The following is a 16,909-nucleotide window of genomic DNA, read 5'->3' as shown; positions in this document are numbered from 1 at the left end:
ACATCATCACTATGATGTAACGACATGCCCCGACGTGTGGATCACGATCAGCGACGAGCCGAACTGCTCGAGGCAGCCGTCGACGCGATCGCCGAGTACGGCCTCGACCACGTCAAGCTGACCGACATCGCGGCATCGGCCGGCGTGACGACCGGCGCGCTCGGCTACTACTTCCGCGACAAGTCCGACCTGCTCGTCGCAACGCTCGACTACGTCGCCGCCAAGATGTCCGCCGGCGATTCGCGTCTCGCCATGACCTTCTTCGGTGGCGGGGTCGGCCTGTACCTGCCCACGACCGACGAGGTGCGTCGCGTCTGGCGCGTCTGGTTGGCCTACTGCGGGGCCGCGCCGTCGTCGCCGAAGCTGATGGACGCCTACCGCCGCTTCTACCGCACGATCGAGGACCGGATCGCCCGGTACCTCGCCGACCTCGGTCACCCCGAGCCGCAGGACGCCGCCGGAGCGATCGTCGCCGCGGTCGACGGCATCGGACTCTGCGCCACCGTCGCCCCCGATCTCTGGCCCGACGACCGTCAGGTCCGCACCATGCGCGCCTTCCTCGAGCCCATCCTCGCCCCGATCGACCAAGGAGTGTCCGCGTGAGCGACATCGTCCACCTCCCCGCCTCGACCGACCCGGACTCGATCTGTGAGGCGATCGACGAGCACGGCGGCGTGATCGTCGACCGACTGTTGTCGTCGGACACCCTCGAGCGCCTCGAGACCGAACTGCGTCCCTACCTCGACGCGTGCGAGGTCGGACGCAACCAGTTCGCCGGCTACCGCACGAAGCGGATCGGCGCACTGATGGCGCGCTCGGTGACGTGCCGCGAACTCGCGATGCACCCGCTGATCACCGCATCGTCGTCGCAGTACCTGGCGCCCTATTGCGACAGCCACCAACTCCATTTCACCCAGGCCGTCGCGATCGGCCGAGGCGAGGGAGCGCAGCAGATCCACCGCGACCGTGGGGTGTGGGGTCCGGCGCTCAACCGGTCGGTCGAGACCCAGTTCTCGACCATCTGGGCGCTCACCGAGTTCACCGAGGAGAACGGCGCCACCCGATTCGTCCCCGGCTCCCACACCTGGGACAAGGACCGCCATCCGACCGACGACGAGATCCGCTACGCCGAGATGGAACCTGGCTCGGTCCTGCTCTACAACGGCACCGTGCTGCACGGCGGTGGCCGGAACGACACCGCCGACGAGCGGGTCGGCGTCCTGCTGCACTACACGCTCAACTGGTTGCGTCAGGAGGAGAACCAGTACTTGTCGTGCCCGCCCCACATCGCAGCCGAACTCCCGGCCGAGTTGCGTTCGCTGATGGGGTACTCGCTCGGCGGTCCGGTGCTCGGGTTCTACTCGACCCCGGGCGACCCCGGGGAAGGGGTCGAGCTGGCCCCACCCGAGCTGCTCTTCGGCAGCCGCGCGTCCGACACGCCCTCGATCGACGACGCGACCTTCTACGACCCTGTCGACGCAACCACCGGTGCCCGATGACCGACACGTCTCCCTCGCGAGTCGGGGATCGCATCAGTGGCTTCACCGACGACGCCCTCGGCACCGACGACGCGGTCCGGCTGGTCGAGCGCCTCGACGCCGGTGAAGTGTCGAGCGCCGAACTCGTCGACGCGGCGATCGCCCGTGCCGAGGCCGTCAACGGCGCTTTGAACGCCGTGGCCGTCTGGGACACCGACCGGGCGAGGCAGCAGACGGCGCTGCGCAACGCCGGCGTGGTGTTCGGTGGTGTGCCCAGCTTCGTCAAGGGGCTCTCGAACGTCGCCGGTCTACCGAACCGGTGGGGGTCGCGTGCGGTGCCCGACACGCCCGCCGAACGGAACGGACCGGAGGTCGATCACTTCCTGTCCACCGGACTGGTGAGCCTCGGCACCACGACGGCACCGGAGATGGGGCTCGTCGCCACGACCGAAGGCTCGCTGTTCGGGCCGACGCGCAACCCGTGGAGCACGGCGCACTCGCCCGGCGGCTCGTCGGGTGGGTCGGCCGCGCTCGTCGCCGCCGGCGCGGTCCCGATCGCTCATCCGACCCCGTTGTTACGCTCGTCCCATGAGGGGGAAGCGTGCGGAGCGGCTCGCTCCGGGGTCGCTGCCGCCGATCGCCAGTCGGGCGACCGGGCGTGGTCGGTGGATCGTCGGCGTGTTCGTCTATCGGGGCGTGTCGAGCAGCGAGATCGACGAGCCGGTGCAGCGCCTCACAGCTCGGCTCGACGCCGACATCGTGACGATCGCTCCCGGCTCCGGTTCGGTGCACGGCGTCGAGCCGTCACGAGAGATCGAGGTCGATCACGTGGTCGACGATGCGCCGCCCGTCGACGTGTTGGTGGTGCCCGGCGGGCTCGGCTGGAAGCAGGTCATCGACCACGCCGCCTCCCGCGACTGGCTCGCCCGGGCAGCGCTCGACGCAAAGGGCATCCTCGCGATCTCGACCGGCTCATTACTCCTCGCGTCGGTCGGTCGGCTCGACGGACGTGACGCGACGGGGCACTGGCTCGCCGATGCCGACCTCGCCGCGTTGGGCGCCATCGTCACCGGTGGGAGAACCGCTGCGGCCGACGAGGGTCGGGTCGCGACCGCGTCGGGTGCGCTCGCCGCACTCCAGGTCGTCGACGAACTCGCCACCCGGTCGCGCTGGGTCGAGTGGATGCGGCCGTGAGTGGGCCGGTCGTGAGCTTCACGACCTCTTGATTCTCATCTGAACGAAGGTGTTCATATGATGTCGCCTGTCGGGGCGCGCCCTGACCCCCAACGGTGGAGACGAAGGCGAGGACGACATGACGATCGAGCGGGCGAGTAGCGGCACGGCGACGCAGCAGGGAAGGCGACTGCGCCGACCGGTCGTGGCGAGTGCCGTCGGCGTGGCGATGGTGCTCGCGCTGACCGCGTGCGCCGACGACGCAGCGGCGCCTTCCGACGAGACGGCGCCGTCCACGACCGAGACGACGACCGAGACGACGACCGACACGACGACCGACACGACAACCGAGACGACGGCCGGAACGGTCGAGACCACCCAGCCGGAGCCGGCCGACGAGGACGAGTCCGAGGCTGCGCCGGCCGGACCGCCCGGAGATCCCGCCCAGACGGTCACCGCCGCCGACGTCGAGGCGGCACTTGCGCTGGTTCCGGACGAGATGGAGTCGATGCTCGCTGCGAGCGGCGTGCCGGGCATGGCGGTCGCGATCGTGTTCGAGGACGAGGTGGTCTTCGCCGACGGGTTCGGTGTGCGTGAAGTCGGCACCGACGACCCGGTGGGACCCGACACCGTCTTCCAGGTCGCGTCGGTCTCGAAGGCGATCAGTGGCTCGGCGGTCTCGGCCGTCGTGGGCGACGGGACCATCGCCTGGGACGACCCGATCGTCGACCACCTCCCCGGCTTCGAACTCTCCGACCCCTACATCGGCGAGCACGTCACGTTCGCCGACATGTTCACCCACGACAGTGGCCTGCCGTCGCACGCCGGTGATCTCCTCGAAGATCTCGGCTACGACCGTGACGAGGTGCTCGCACGCCTCGTGCACGAACCGCTCTCGCCGTTCCGAGCACAGCACCAGTACACCAACTTCGGGCTGACGGCGGCGGCCGAGGCGGCGGCGAACGCATCCGACCAGACGTGGGACGACCTGATCGAGCAGCGTCTCTTCGCGCCCGCAGGCATGGACGCCACGTCGGCGAGGTTCGCCGACTACATCGGCGCCGACGACCGGGCGATTCCGCACCAGCGCGACGACGAGGGCACCTGGATCGTGACGACCGATCAGCGTGACCCCGACCCGCAGGCGCCGGCCGGCGGGGTGTCGTCGACCGCGAACGACCTCGGTCGCTGGATGCGACTGCAGCTCGCGTCGGGCGAACTCGACGGAGAGCAGATCATCGATCCGGACGCGCTGCTCACCATGTACACCCCCCATAGTGTGTCGAATCCGCCGGGCACGCCGAGCGCGCACACCGGTCACTACGGCCTCGGCTCCGGGGTGGGCGTTCGCGACGACGGGTTCACCGAGTGGTCGCACTCCGGTGCGTTCCTCCTCGGCACCGCCACGCGGTACGTGATGGTGCCCGGCCAGCAGTTGGGCGTCGCGGTCATCACCAACGGGCAGCCCGTCGGCCTCCCCGAGGCAGCCGCGGCGACGATCGTCGATCTGATCGTCGACGGCGCTCCCCGACTCGACTGGTTCGCCGGCTACAGCGGGCTCATGGCCTCGCTCTACGAGCCCGAGACGCCCACCGACTGGCGTGAGCCCGTCGCCGATCCGGCCGCGCCGCTCGACGCGTCGGCGTACGTCGGCGTCTACGACAACGACTACTACGGCCCGATGACCGTCGACGACCGCTCGGGCGTCCTCGTGATGACGCTCGGACCCGACCCGATGGAGTTCGAACTGTCACCGTACGACGGTGACACGTTCTTGTTCACGCCGCCGGGTGAGAACGCCCTCGGCCCGACCGGCATCGAGTTCGACGTGGTCGACGGTCAGGCCGTCTCCGTCACAGCGGAGTTCTACGACCTGAACGGGCTCGGCACCTGGGTGGCCGCCGGCTGATCGGCCTCCCGGCGACTCGGGCTATCGGAACTGACGGAAACAGTCGCGGAGGTCGTCGACGAACACGTCGGGGACTTCGAACGCAGCGAAGTGGCCGCCCTGTTCGTGCTCGGCCCAGTGGCGGATGTCGGGGAACGTCTGCTCGACCCACGACCGGACCGGTGGCACGATCTCCTTCGGATAGACCGAGAACCCGACCGGGATCGTCACCTCGGCCGAGCGACGCCCGCCGAAGCTCTCCCAGTACAGACGGGCCGATGACGTCGCCGAGTTCGTGACCCAGTACAGCATCACGTTGTCGAGCATCTCGTCCCGCGTGAGCACGTTCTCGGGGTGGCCGGCGCAGTCGGTCCACTTCCAGAACTTCTCGACGATCCACGCCAGCTGGCCCGACGGCGAGTCGGCCAATCCGTAGCCGAGTGTCTGCGGCCGGGTCGCCTGCTGCTTCGAGTAGCCGGCGTCGACCTGCTGGTACTCGGCCGCTCGCTCGAGCGCGCGAAGCTCGTCCGGCTCGGTCGGTTCGCCCGCGGGCCGGGCCGCCATCGCCAAGGTCATGTGCGCCGCGATGCACCGGTCGGGATGGCGAGCGGCGACCTGGTGAGTGACGGCGGAGCCCCAGTCGCCGCCCTGGGCGACGAAGCGGTCGTAGCCGAGCATGGTCATCAACTCGGCCCAGACGTCGGCGATCTTCTCGATGCCCCAGCCGGTCTCGGTCGGTTTGCCGGAGAACCCGTAGCCCGGTAGCGACGGGGCGATCACGTGGAACGCATCGGCAGGGTCGCCCCCGTGTGCGGCCGGGTCGGTGAGCGGCTCGATCACCTTGTGGAACTCGACGATCGAACCGGGCCAACCGTGGGTGATCAGCAGCGGGATGGCGTCGGGGTTCGGCGACCGCTGGTGGACCAGGTGGATGTCGACGCCGTCGATCTCGGTGACGAACTGGTCGAACCGATTGAGCGCCGCTTCGCGGGCCCGCCAGTCGTACTCGTCGGCCCAGTACCGGCACAACTCACGCACGTAGGCGAGCCGGATGCCCTGCGACCAGTCGTCCACCAACTCGGCGTCCGGCCATCGGGTGGCGTGCAGCCGACGGCGGAGGTCGTCGAGCACCTCGTCGGGCACGTCGATGCTGAACGGTCGGATCCCCTCGATCATGGTCAGGACCGTAGGCCGCGGGCGTGGTGACGCCGGTGTCGGATGCCCGATCGCCACGCTGCGACCGACCACCCGACACCGTCGATCGTCAGCCGATCGGCACCGGCTCGGCCAACAGTCGCCGTGTCCGGTCGAGCTCGGCTGCCGACTTCTCGAGCGTTGAGCGCTCGTCGGCGATCACAGCCTCGACGATCTCGTCGCCGAGTGCCTTGGCCGTTCGCTCGAGACCGTCGTGGTCGTGGAGCTCGCCGCCCTTCTCGAGGGTGTGGGCGACGTGTGCGAAGTGGGCACCGATCAGGGCCAGCCCGACCTTCGAGGCGAGTCGATCGTTCACGGCGAACTTGCGGTCGTCCGTCTTCCGGTCGGTCGTGCCGGCGAGCATGGCGACCGCATCGGTCACCGCATCGGTGCCCACCGATCCGGGTCGTTCGTCGACGGCCGACACGACGGCCGACCCGAGCGCGACGAGTTCACGCACACGCTTCGGCGACGGCTCCGGGATCTCGATCTCTTCGAGCAGTGGATGATCGACCAGGGTCGACACGACGAGCCACGGCCACAAGCACCGTCGAACGGTGGCCGGCATCAACCAGTTCACCATGTTCGACCAGAACGCCTCGATCGCCTGCATGTCCGTGTTCGACACGCCACCGGGCCGCATCCCGGTCAGATTGATGTTGACGTAGTGGTGCCAGGTCGCATCGGTCACGACCCGTCCGACGCTGCCGAGATGCCCGTTGTAGGCGGCGATCGCGATGAACGACCTCGGCACCACCGCCGACTTGTCGGGCCCTTCGAAGCCGTTCCCCGCCGACATCGCGTACGCGACGGCCCGAGGTCGTGGCCGCATGAAGAAGAACGGTCCGCCCGGCCACTCGGCCGTCGGGGAACCGTCGAGGTCGAACGTGGTCGACAGATCGGTCGGGATGCGGCACTCGCCTTCGTGCGGATGATCGGGGTAGACGTCGAGCGCGCCCCCACCCGTGAGCCGGATCAGTGGATGTGCCGGCCTCGACGGCGATGCTCCGCCGATCGGCACCAGGACGAACCCATCGGTGCCGACGGCGAAGTTCGGGTAGAGCCGCTGCGGATGCTCGTCGGACTGATCGGCGAAGGTGTAGGCGACGTCGTTGCCGGGAAGGTTGGTCGTCAGGCGGGTCGAGTCGCTGGCATCCGGAGTGTCGGCCGCGGCCCAATAGCGCATCTGGCGGACGCGCGGGATGTCGCCGCTCATCCCGGTCCCGAGGTCTTCGTGGTCGCCGGTCGAGAACAGCCCACCCCCGTCCTCCATGAAGTGCTGCACCTTCGACAAAGCGCTCGCGCTCAGCGCCGATCCGGTCGTCTCGATCCCGAAGAGGAACACGACGTCGAACTTGGAGATCGACAGGTCGTCGAACGCCTGGTCGGGCCCGCCGGCGTGGCGGTCGCGATGTTCGACGATCGGGGTCATGCCGTGGATCTGGGTCGACGACAGGATGTCGATGAAGTGGCTGAGGCCGAAGCCGCCGGTGCCGCCGTTGAGGCTCCCGTCGGTGACGACGAGGATGCGTGGGGTGCACTCCCGGAAGTGCAGCCGAAGCGGCTCGAGCCGTCCGGGGTTGATGTCGAATCTGATCATGATGATGCTCCTGTGCCGCCTGGTCGAGCGCCCGCCCCCCGCTGGGTCGAGTGCCCAGACGGACGTCGGCACAGAGCGGCTCCGTCCGGTCGGAATACGCCGCCATGGAGAATCGGGGTGCAATTTGCACAGTCGTGTCCTGCTCTTGTCGAACACGGTGCAACATCGGCGCGATGACGACGTCGCGGTTCCCGAGCCTCAGACCGCGTCGGCGGCGATCATCGCTTCCGCCGCTCCAGTTGCGTGTACGTCGCGCGTCCGAGCAACGGGACCGATGACGATGACGCACGGGGCGGGGAACGGGCAACCGTCGGCACGGAGCGCGTCGAGGGTGAGGTGCATCGAGCGTTGTGACTCGGTGCCGGCGGCGTGGACGATGGCGACCGGCTCGTCGTCGGGCCGGCCACCGTCGATCAGTGCCGACGCGATCTCCGGCGCCGTCGTCGCGCCCATCAGGACGACGAGCGTCGATCCGGAGCGGGCGAGTGCTTCCCAGTCGTGTGCTTCGTCGGCGGCACGATGGCCCGACACGACCGTGAACGAGGCGGCGACGCTGCGCTCGGTCACGGGGATCCCGGCCAGTGCCGGCGCTGCGAGCGACGACGACACGCCGGGCACGACCTCGCACGGGAGCCCGGCAGCGGTGACGGCCTCGCACTCCTCCGACCCGCGACCGAACACGAAGGGGTCGCCGCCCTTGAGGCGCACGACGTGCGAACCGTCGGCCGCCTTGCGGATGAGTAGCTCGTTGATGTCGTCTTGCGGCGTGCCGCTGCCTTTCGCCTTGCCGACCGGGATCCGCTCGGCGACGACGGGAGCCAGGTCGAGCAGTGCCGGGTCGGCCAGGCGGTCGTAGACGACGACGTCGGCGGTCGCGAGCGCTCGGGCGCCGCGCACCGTGATGAGATCGGCGCCGCCAGGGCCGGCACCGACGAGGGTGACACGTCCGCTCCGGATCGGGGTCGGCGCGGCGAACCCGATCTCGAAGCGGTGTCGCAACTCGCGGATCGCGTCGAGTCGTCCGGCGTGGACCGCCTCGAGGCCAGGTTCGAGCAGTCGCTGGCGCCAGGCGGCGTAGTCGTAGCGGTACTCGCCGGCGTGGCGGATCCGGCGGCGGGCGATCGACGCCTGGTCGACGAGTTCGCCGACCCCGGGCGGAACGGCACGCTCGATCTCCTCTCGGAGGAGGCGGGCCGTGGCGGGGCTCGAGCCGTCGGTGGAGATGGCGATCGTCGCGGGACCTCGCTGCACCGTGGCCGGCACCGTGACGTCGCACAATGCCGGATCGTCGACGACGTTCACCACGGCGCGCACGGCGTGGGCCCAGCGGCGAACACGCCGGTTGACACGACGGTCGTCGGTGGCGGCGACGACCAGGCGGGCGCCGAGCACGTCGCGGCGACGCACCCCTCGCTCGGCGAGTTCGATCGTCCCGTCTGCTGCGAGTTCGCGGAGGCGAGGCGTGGCCTCGCGGCCGACGACCACGAGGCGGGCGCCGGCCGTACGGAGTGTCTCGACCTTGCCCTCCGCGATCGTGCCGGCGCCGGCAACGAGCACACGACGGTCGGTCAGGTCCCAGGCGAGCAGGTAGCGGTTCATGACGGGACCTCCAGTGGGCCGGGGCGATCGTTGACGTCGCTCGGGACCTCGTTCGCGACATCGTCGTCGCCGACGGCGGCGAGACGCCGAACGGCGACGGGAGTGAACTTGAAGCCGGGGATCTTGCTCGTCGGGTCGAGGTCGGCCGAGGTCAGGGTGTTGCACTCACGCCAGTGGTAGAGCATGAACACGGTGTCGGGTCGCAGGCTCGGGTTCGGGCGCCACGGCACCACCGATCGCCCCTGTCGGCTCGTGAGCACGATCCGGTCTTCCGGCGTGAGCCCGAGTTCGGTGGCGATCTCCGGGTGGAGTTCGGCGTACGGCCCGGGCGCCTTGCGTTGCTGGGCGTCGATCCGCTTGGTCTGGTTCCCCGACAGGTATTGGGCGAGGTGGCGGCCGGTCGTGAGCACGAAGGGGTACTGCCGGTCGACGTCGACCGGGGGCGACAGGCGGTGCACCGCGACGAAGCGAGCGCGCCCGTCCGCGTGGGCGAATCGGTCGGTGTACAGCTGGGGCGTCCCGGGATGGTCCTCTGACGGACACGGCCAGAACACGCCGTCGCGAGCCCGGTCCCAGGTGATGCCCGAGTAGTCGTTGGGGCCGCCGGCGGACACCCGGCGCATCTCGTCGAACACTTCGCGGCCGCGCACGAAGTCGAAGTGCTCACCGACACCCAGGCGTCGAGCGAGGTTGCGGACGATGTCGATGTCGGATCGTCGCGGCACCGGTGCGACCGCCTGGTCGCACCTGACGACGCGACCCTCGATCGTCGTGATCGTGCCCTCCTCCTCCGCAAAGGTGGTGCCGGGCAGCACGATCGTCGCGTGCCGCTCCGCCGACTCCGACAAGAACGGATCGATCACCACGACGTGGTCGAGTTCGTCGGCCTGGCGGTCGACGGCGTGCAGGTCGGGTGCGGAGATCCGCCAGTTGTTCGAGATCGACAACAGACCCCGGATCTCGCGACGGCCGGCCATCTGGAGGATCTCGACATAGGTGGCACCCACACCCGGGAGCGACTCGACCGGCACGCCCCAGCGCTCGGCGACGACCCTGCGGTGCTCTGGGTCGGCGATCGACCGCCCGGCGGGGAGCTGGTTGCAGCGCTGGCCCCATTCGCGACCGCCCTGGCCGTTGCGCTGGCCGGTGAGCATGTCGATCCCCGACCCGGGCCGACCCGGCAGGCCGCAGGCGAGCGCCAGGTTGATCATCGACAGGACATTGTTCGTCCCCATCGTCTGCTGCTCGGCGCCGCGTGCGTGGAGGATCATGCAACGGGGCGCGGTCGCGATCGCCCGGGCGACGTCGCGGACGGTGGCGGCGTCGATGTCGGTCTCGGCCTCGACCCGCTCGGGCGTCCAGGGCCGGGCTGCGGCGATCGCCTCGGCGAACCCGACGGTTCGTTCCGCGATGTAGTCGACGTCGAGCAGGCCCTGTCGTTCGACCTCGGCGAGGAGCCCGAGGAAGAGCACGCCGTCCGTCCCGGGCCGGATAGCGAGCGCGGTGTCGCCGTCCTTCACCCACCGCCCGAAGCGAGGATCGACGGCGATGATGCGCGCGCCTCGTTGCCGGGCGCGGTTGATCGCGTTCGGCAACATGACCGGGTAGGCGTCGGACACGTTGGCGCCGACCACGACGACGACATCGGCCCGCTCGACCTCCGACAGCGGCGTCATCGAGCGGTCGAGGCCGAACGCCTGCAGGTTGGCCGAGCCGGCCGACACCATGCAGAAGCGTCCGTTGTAGTCGACGTGCCGGGTCCCGAACGCGAGCCGGGCGAACTTCCCGACGAGGTACGCCTTCTCGTTCGTGAGTGATCCGCCCGACAGGACGGCGTTGACGTCGGCGCCGTGCTCGGCCTTGATCCGTGCGAAGCCCTCCGCCGCGAGATCGAGTGCCTCGTCCCACGAGGTCTCGACCAGCCGGCCGTCGCGGCGGACGAGGGGAGCGGTCAAACGGTCGCGGTGCTGCACCTGCTCCCAGGCCGTCGATCCCTTCGAACAGACGGCGCCACCAGTGAGTGGCGACCCCTTCCAGCGGACCTGCCCGACCAGCCGACCCGCGGGGTCGGTCTCGAGACCGACCCCGCAGTTCAGCGCGCAGTACGGGCAGTGCGACAGCGTGACGCGGCCGTCGGTGCTCACGACCGGTGGGCTCCTGCGGGGGCGAGGCCGTCGGCATCCCCGATGCTGCCTGGGTGGGCGTGTGCGTGCTCGGGGTGGGTGAGATCGGTCTCGTCGGCCTCGTGGTCGACCAACAACTCGGTGGCGAAACTGTCGGCCGGCTCGACCATGAAGTGGCTCGCGAGGAACGCCACGGCGGCGGCGACGGCGATCGTGAGGAAGAAGACCCGGTCGCTGACGAACAGGCCGACGGTGAGGAACGTGATGGCACCGACGTTGCCGTAGGCGCCGGCCATGCCGGCCACCTGGCCGCTGACCCGCTTCTTGACGAGCGGCACGATCGCGTAGACGGCACCCTCGCCGGCCTGGACGAAGAACGAGCAGAACATGGAGGCGGCGATCGCCAGCGCCCACGGCCACGCCGATCCCATCGTCGACAGCAGGACGTAGCCGACGAGCAGCCCGACCAGCAGTGCCGACAGGGTCCGCTTCCGTGACCCGAGCACGTCGGACATGATGCCGCCGGCCGGACGGGACGCCAGGTTCATGAACGCGAACCCCGAGGCGGCGATGCCGGCGAGTGTGGTGTTGAGTCCCCACGTGTCCTCGAAGAAGGTCGGCAGCATCGACACGACGGCGAGTTCGGAACCGAACGTGGCGAAGTAGGCGAGGCACAGCACGGCGACGGAGCGCAGCGGGTACTGGTCCGACTCGCGGTACTCGCCGGCGAGTGCGGGCTTGTTGACCCGGAAGACGGCGATCTCCTGGATGATGAGGAGGGCGGCCACGGCGGCCAGCACACCGATGAACACCGGTGTGGTGATCACATCGACCCGCCAGATGCGCCAGGCGATCACAGCGAGGATCGCGTTGAGCGGCACGGTGAGGGCGGCGAGGCCCCACACACCACCTCGGCTCGTGACCTCGAGCGCACCCTGTCGCCGGGGGCGTGCGTACGACACACCGTCGGGGGTGTCGGTGACGGCCCGCAGGTAGAACAAGCCGTACGCAGCGGCGATCACGCCGGTCAGCAGGATCGCGTAGCGCCAGCCGTCGTCGCCGCCGAACAACGCGGCGATCGTCGGCAGGCTGAACGCAGCGGCGGCCGATCCGAAGTTGCCCCAGCCGCCGTAGACGCCCTCGGCGGTGCCGACCTCGCTCGGCGGGAACCACTCCGACACCATGCGGATGCCGACGACGAAGCCGGCTCCGACCACCGACAGTGCGAGACGGCTGAACACCAGCGTCTCGAACGAACTCGACAGGGCGAAGATCGTGTTCGGGATCACGGCGAACATCAGGATCGTCGCATAGACGCGACGAGGGCCCCATCGGTCGAGGGCCATGCCGATGAAGATCCGGGCGGGCACGGTCAACGCCACGTTGCACAGTCCGATCGTCTTCTTCTGGTCGGCGGTGAGTCCGACCTGCTCGGCGATCGTGTTCGCGAACGGCGCGAAGTTGAACCACACGACGAAGCTGAGGAAGAACGCGAACCAGGTCAGGTGGAGGATTCGGTACTTGCCGCGGAACGACCAGAGGCCCTTCACACGGCTGGCCGCTTGCGAGGCCGAGTTGGGGTGGGTGTCCGTTGTCATGCAGCGATCCAAGAACACTCGCGTTGCCCGGTGACGACGTCCGGGTGAACGACGTGTCGCATCCGTCGCACCCGCCCTCCGCAGCGACTGACAGCATCTTCACAACGGCGCGCAGCGCCCTGTGAGAACTCCGACATCAGGCCGGCGCCGGCTAGGTCTCGCTCGCCCGATAGCCGCGGCGGACGACGGTTTCGATGCCGTCCGACGCCGAACCGAGCCGCTGACGCAGGCGGGCGATGGTCACCTCGACGAGGTGCTCGTCCGACTCGGTGCCGTGCCAGACCCGCCGCAGCAGATCGCGCTTCGACAGGACCACGCCCGGGCGCTCGAGGAGGGCCGTGAGGAGCGATTGTTCCCGTTCGGTCAGCGACACGGGCGGCGACCCGTTGACGTACACCATGCGACCCTGGATCCGGACCGGCTTGCCGCCGAGGCGGAGTTCGCGTCCGCGCTCTGCGAAGTGGTTCGCGACGAGCTGCACCATCGCACCGAGCCGGTGCCGTTCGGGCACGAGCGGCGGGTCGTAGCCGTGGTCGGTGAAGCCGGTGGCGCACACCGGGCCGACGCACACCATCACCACATCGGTGTGGATGGCGTCGTCGAGGTCGTCGAGCGCGCCGATGTGGGTGGCGATCTCGAAGAAGTTGTCGACGGCCGGCTTGGCGGTGAACGTGACCGCGTCGACCCGCCGGTCGATCGTCGCCCGGATGAGGCGCTCGGCGTGGGTCGTGTCGGCGGGGAGCGACCAGCGATACACCGGGATGCGCACGACCGTCGCTCCGAGCGCCTCGATCCGCTCGCACAGCCCGGCGGCGCCGGCCCCGTCGAGTTGGACGGCGATGCGCATGCCGTCGGCACCTCGCTCGGTCAACTCGTCGATGATGTCGTCGTAGCGGGCGTTCGGCGCAGTCCATTCGACGTCGAAGCCGGCCGTGACGAGGGCACCGTTGGCCTTCGGGCCACGGGCGTACAGGGCGGTCGAAGCGAGGAGATCGTGCAGCCGGTCGCCGAGTTGGACGGCGTCGGCGGCCTCGAGCCAGCTCCGCACGCCGAGACCCGTCGTGAGAACGATCGCGTCGGGTGGCTCGTCGAGGATCGCCTCCGTCGCGTCGCGCATCGCATCGTCGGTCCCGACGGGATGGGTCTTGATGACGGGTCCGTGCAGGCACTCGGCACCGCGTCCGGACAGCAGTTTCATCTGCTCGTCGGAGCGCCGGTCGGCGGTGACGCCGATCGTGTAACCGGCGAGAGGGTTCGTCACCGACTCAGTGTCGAACGCCGAGGTTTCGTCGATGTTTCGGCAGTGCGTCGCTTCGACGTGAATCGCCGATCGCTGCTCACGCCGCTGATTCGTGGCGGCGGTGATCGGCGACGCGGACCATGCCGTCGACGATGGTCACGTCCCACGTGCGCACGGACACGTCCGGGTCGTCGAGACAATCGCCGGTCCGGAGGTCGAACCGCTGCTTGTGCAGCGGCGACGCGACGACCGCGCGGTCACCGACCGAGCCGACGATACCGCGAGCCAGAACGCCGACGCCGGTGAACGGGTCGACGTGGTCGACGGCGACGACCTCGTCGTCGGACAGCCGGAACACGGCGACGGCGTGACCGTCTCCGATCATGGCGGCAACGCCGCGGTCGACGGCGAGCTGGTCGAGTTCGACGACGTCGACCCAGCTCATGCCGGAACCCGCTGACCGCGGACCTCGACCCGAGTCGGGGTCGAGGCGGCGTCCGGAGCGTTGACGAACTCGACGAAGTGGGCGAGCCGCTCCGGGTCGTCGAGTGTCGCCTTCCACTCGCACTCGTAGGTGTCGATGTGGCGCTGCATGTCGTCCTCCAGTTCGTCGGCGATGCCGAGCACGTCGTCGAAGACGACGGCCCGCAGATGGTCGAGTCCGCCGTCGAGCTCCTCGAACCAGCTCGAGGTCCGCTGCAGGCGGTCGGCGGTCCGGATGTAGAACATCAGGAAGCGGTCGATCGCCCTGATCAGCTGCTCGTCGGTCAGGTCGCCGGCGAGCAGATCGGCATGACGTGGGCTACGGCCACCGTTGCCGCACACGTACAGGTTCCAGCCGTGTTCGGTGGCGATCACCCCGACGTCCTTGCTCTGTGCCTCGGCGCACTCGCGCGTGCAGCCCGACACCGCCATCTTGATCTTGTGCGGCGAACGCAGGCCTCGGTACCGCTGCTCGACGAGGATCGCCATCCCGACCGAGTCCTGGACGCCGTACCGGCACCAGGTCGAGCCGACGCACGACTTCACCGTGCGCAGCGACTTGCCGTACGCATGGCCCGATTCCATCCCGGCGTCGATGACTCGCTGCCAGATCGTCGGAAGATCACCGAGCCGTGCACCGAACAGGTCGATCCGTTGCCCGCCGGTGATCTTCGTGTAGAGGTCGAAGTCCTTGGCGATCTGTCCGAGCGCGATCAGCTGGTCGGGTGTGATCTCGCCGCCCGGTACTCGCGGGACGACCGAGTACGTGCCGTCCCGCTGCATGTTCGCGAGGTGGAGGTCGTTCGTGTCCTGGAGCGTGACCTGGTCGCCGTCGAGGATGTAGCCGTTCGACAGCGACGCCAGGATCGAGCCGACCGTCGGCCGACAGATCTCGCAGCCGTTCCCGCGACCGTGGTTGGCGAGGACGTCGGCCCACGTCGTGTACCGGTGGAAACGGACCAGGTCGAACAACTCCTGGCGAGAGTGATCGAAGTGCTCGCAGAGCGCCTTCGACACCTCGATGCCGGACGCTGCGAGCTCGGTCTTCAGCAGCGACGTCAGGGCCGGGACGCAACCGCCGCAGCTGGTTCCGGCACAGGTCGAGTCCTTCAGCTCACCCAGTGTCGAACACCCGTCGCCGATCGCTTCGCGAATCGTGCCGACCGACACCGCGTTGCACGAGCAGAGTTGTGCGCCGTCGGGCAGGGCGCCTTCGTCGGGAGGGCGCACCGACGCCGGCAGCACGTAGGCGGGCAGGTCGTCGGGCTGGACGGCCTGCCCGAGCGTGATCGCGGTGAGCAGCTCGTAGCCCGAGATGTCGCCGACCAGTGCACCGCCGAGCAGTGCGCCGGTGTCGACGTCGAGAACGAGTCGTCGGAAGATCTTGTTGACCGGGTCGTGGTAGACGATCTCGTCGACGGCCTCGCCGGCTGCGTTGGCCGCGCCGAAGCATGCGACGTCGACGCCGAGCAGCTTGAGCTTGGTCGACAAGTCGCTGCCCTCGTACGAGGACTCGTCGGAGCCGGTGAGCCGCCGGGCAACCGCGCGGGCCATCTCGTAGCCGGGGGCGACCAGGCCGTAGACCCGCCCTCGGTGGAGGGCGACCTCACCGATCGCCGAGACGTTCGGCTGGGGTGTGCGGAGCGCGTCGTCGACGACGATCCCGCCACGCTCGCCGACCTCGATGCCGCTCGCTCGTGCGAGCTGGTCGCGCGGCCGGACGCCGGCCGAGAACACGACGAGGTCGGTCGTCAGTTCGCGCCCGTCGGCGAGTCGGAGCGCAGCGACGTTGCCGTCGTCGCCGGCGACGAACTCGTCGGAAGTCACACCACAGTGGAGCCGCACACCCAACGACTCGACCCAGCGGGCGAGCATCCGCCCGCCACCCTCGCCGAGTTGCTGCGGCATCGGGAACGGAGCCATCTCGACGACGTCGACCTCCAACCCGAGGTTGAGCAACGCGTTGGCGGCTTCGAGCCCGAGTAGCCCGCCCCCGACGACGATGCCGGAGCGGCGTCCGTCCGCCTCCGCCCACGCCTTGATCGCCTCGAGGTCGTCGAGGGTCCGATAGACGAAGGTGCCGGGCAGCTCGTGGCCGGGGATCGGTGGGACGAACGGGGACGAGCCGGTGGCGATGACGACCTCGTCGTAGCGGAGCTCGGTGCCGTCGTCGAGGTGAGCGACTCCGTTCTCGGTATCGAGGCGGTCGACGGTGTGGCCGAGCCGATATGCGACCCGATCGCCGTCGAGCAAGGTCTCGCTGACCAGACGAAGGTCGAGCTCGGTCCGTCCGTCGAACCAGCTTGACAGGGCGACGCGGTCGTAGGCCGGCCGACTCTCCTCGCCGACGACCGTGATCGTCCAGTCCTGGTCGACGTCGGCGGCGACGAGTTCGTCGACCAACCGTTGGCCGACCATGCCGTTGCCGACGACGAGGAGGTGACGAGGAGGGCGGCCCGAGCTCATGAGGCCATCGCACCACGGCCCTGTTTCGTCACGATGAGTCCGGCGTGACGGCAGGTTTGCGAGCGGA

General features: G+C 69.3%; 12 protein-coding genes and 1 pseudogene. 5 read left to right on the top strand and 8 right to left on the bottom strand.

The genetic code is table 11. From position 1 onward, the window contains the following. The first annotated feature begins 24 nt into the window (after positions 1–24). The 5 genes and pseudogenes from BDK89_RS18865 to BDK89_RS18845 all read left to right on the top strand — a co-directional run bounded on the left by BDK89_RS18865 (position 25) and on the right by BDK89_RS18845 (position 4,560). Complete coding sequence (locus BDK89_RS18865; RefSeq protein ID WP_133870425.1) at positions 25–603, top strand: TetR/AcrR family transcriptional regulator; 579 nt, start codon at positions 25–27, stop codon at positions 601–603. Then, positions 600–1,499 (top strand): phytanoyl-CoA dioxygenase family protein, encoded by a 900-nt coding sequence (locus BDK89_RS18860; protein ID WP_133870424.1) that lies wholly within the window; start codon positions 600–602, stop codon positions 1,497–1,499. The genes BDK89_RS18865 and BDK89_RS18860 overlap by 4 nt, the downstream gene beginning before the upstream one ends. Further along, positions 1,496–2,029 (top strand): annotated as a pseudogene (locus BDK89_RS22730) (amidase family protein); the annotation flags it as partial. The gene BDK89_RS18860 and the pseudogene BDK89_RS22730, both read left to right, overlap by 4 nt. A gap of 37 nt (positions 2,030–2,066) precedes the next feature. Continuing rightward, positions 2,067–2,672 carry a DJ-1/PfpI family protein gene (locus BDK89_RS18850; RefSeq protein ID WP_133870422.1) on the top strand — a complete coding sequence of 202 codons (606 nt, stop codon included), beginning with the start codon at positions 2,067–2,069 and terminating at the stop codon, positions 2,670–2,672. Positions 2,673–2,790: 118 nt separating this feature from the next. Continuing rightward, positions 2,791–4,560 carry a serine hydrolase gene (locus tag BDK89_RS18845; RefSeq protein WP_133870421.1) on the top strand — a complete coding sequence of 590 codons (1,770 nt, stop codon included), beginning with the start codon at positions 2,791–2,793 and terminating at the stop codon, positions 4,558–4,560. A 21-nt stretch (positions 4,561–4,581) separates the two neighbouring features. On the opposite strand, the gene BDK89_RS18840 is transcribed toward BDK89_RS18845, so the two are convergent. The 8 genes from BDK89_RS18840 to nirB all read right to left on the bottom strand — a co-directional run bounded on the left by BDK89_RS18840 (position 4,582) and on the right by nirB (position 16,842). After that, a complete protein-coding gene (locus BDK89_RS18840; protein WP_166657786.1) occupies positions 4,582–5,712 on the bottom strand; it encodes an epoxide hydrolase family protein in 1,131 nt (376 codons plus the stop codon). A gap of 91 nt (positions 5,713–5,803) precedes the next feature. Further along, a complete protein-coding gene (locus BDK89_RS18835; RefSeq protein ID WP_133870419.1) occupies positions 5,804–7,333 on the bottom strand; it encodes a hypothetical protein in 1,530 nt (509 codons plus the stop codon). 198 nt (positions 7,334–7,531) lie between these two features. Continuing rightward, a complete protein-coding gene (gene cysG / locus BDK89_RS18830) occupies positions 7,532–8,932 on the bottom strand; it encodes a siroheme synthase CysG (protein ID WP_133870418.1) in 1,401 nt (466 codons plus the stop codon). Next, entirely contained in the window at positions 8,929–11,076 is a 2,148-nt protein-coding gene (locus BDK89_RS18825; protein ID WP_133870417.1) for a molybdopterin oxidoreductase family protein, read from the bottom strand. The genes cysG and BDK89_RS18825 overlap by 4 nt, the downstream gene beginning before the upstream one ends. Beyond that, positions 11,073–12,653 carry a NarK family nitrate/nitrite MFS transporter gene (locus BDK89_RS18820; protein ID WP_133870416.1) on the bottom strand — a complete coding sequence of 527 codons (1,581 nt, stop codon included), beginning with the start codon at positions 12,651–12,653 and terminating at the stop codon, positions 11,073–11,075. Before BDK89_RS18820 ends, BDK89_RS18825 begins: the two co-directional genes overlap by 4 nt. A gap of 151 nt (positions 12,654–12,804) precedes the next feature. Then, entirely contained in the window at positions 12,805–13,914 is a 1,110-nt protein-coding gene (locus tag BDK89_RS18815) for a uroporphyrinogen-III synthase (protein WP_166657691.1), read from the bottom strand. A 76-nt stretch (positions 13,915–13,990) separates the two neighbouring features. Beyond that, positions 13,991–14,338 (bottom strand): nitrite reductase small subunit NirD, encoded by a 348-nt coding sequence (nirD, locus tag BDK89_RS18810; protein ID WP_133870414.1) that lies wholly within the window; start codon positions 14,336–14,338, stop codon positions 13,991–13,993. After that, complete coding sequence (gene nirB, locus BDK89_RS18805) at positions 14,335–16,842, bottom strand: nitrite reductase large subunit NirB (RefSeq protein WP_133870413.1); 2,508 nt, start codon at positions 16,840–16,842, stop codon at positions 14,335–14,337. Before nirB ends, nirD begins: the two co-directional genes overlap by 4 nt. Positions 16,843–16,909 lie beyond the last annotated feature (67 nt).

It is taken from the genome of Ilumatobacter fluminis, from assembly GCF_004364865.1.
Taxonomy (GTDB): Bacteria; Actinomycetota; Acidimicrobiia; order Acidimicrobiales; family Ilumatobacteraceae; genus Ilumatobacter; species Ilumatobacter fluminis.
Note: the sequence above shows the minus strand (reverse complement) of the source record. Positions and strands in the feature narration are given on the sequence as shown.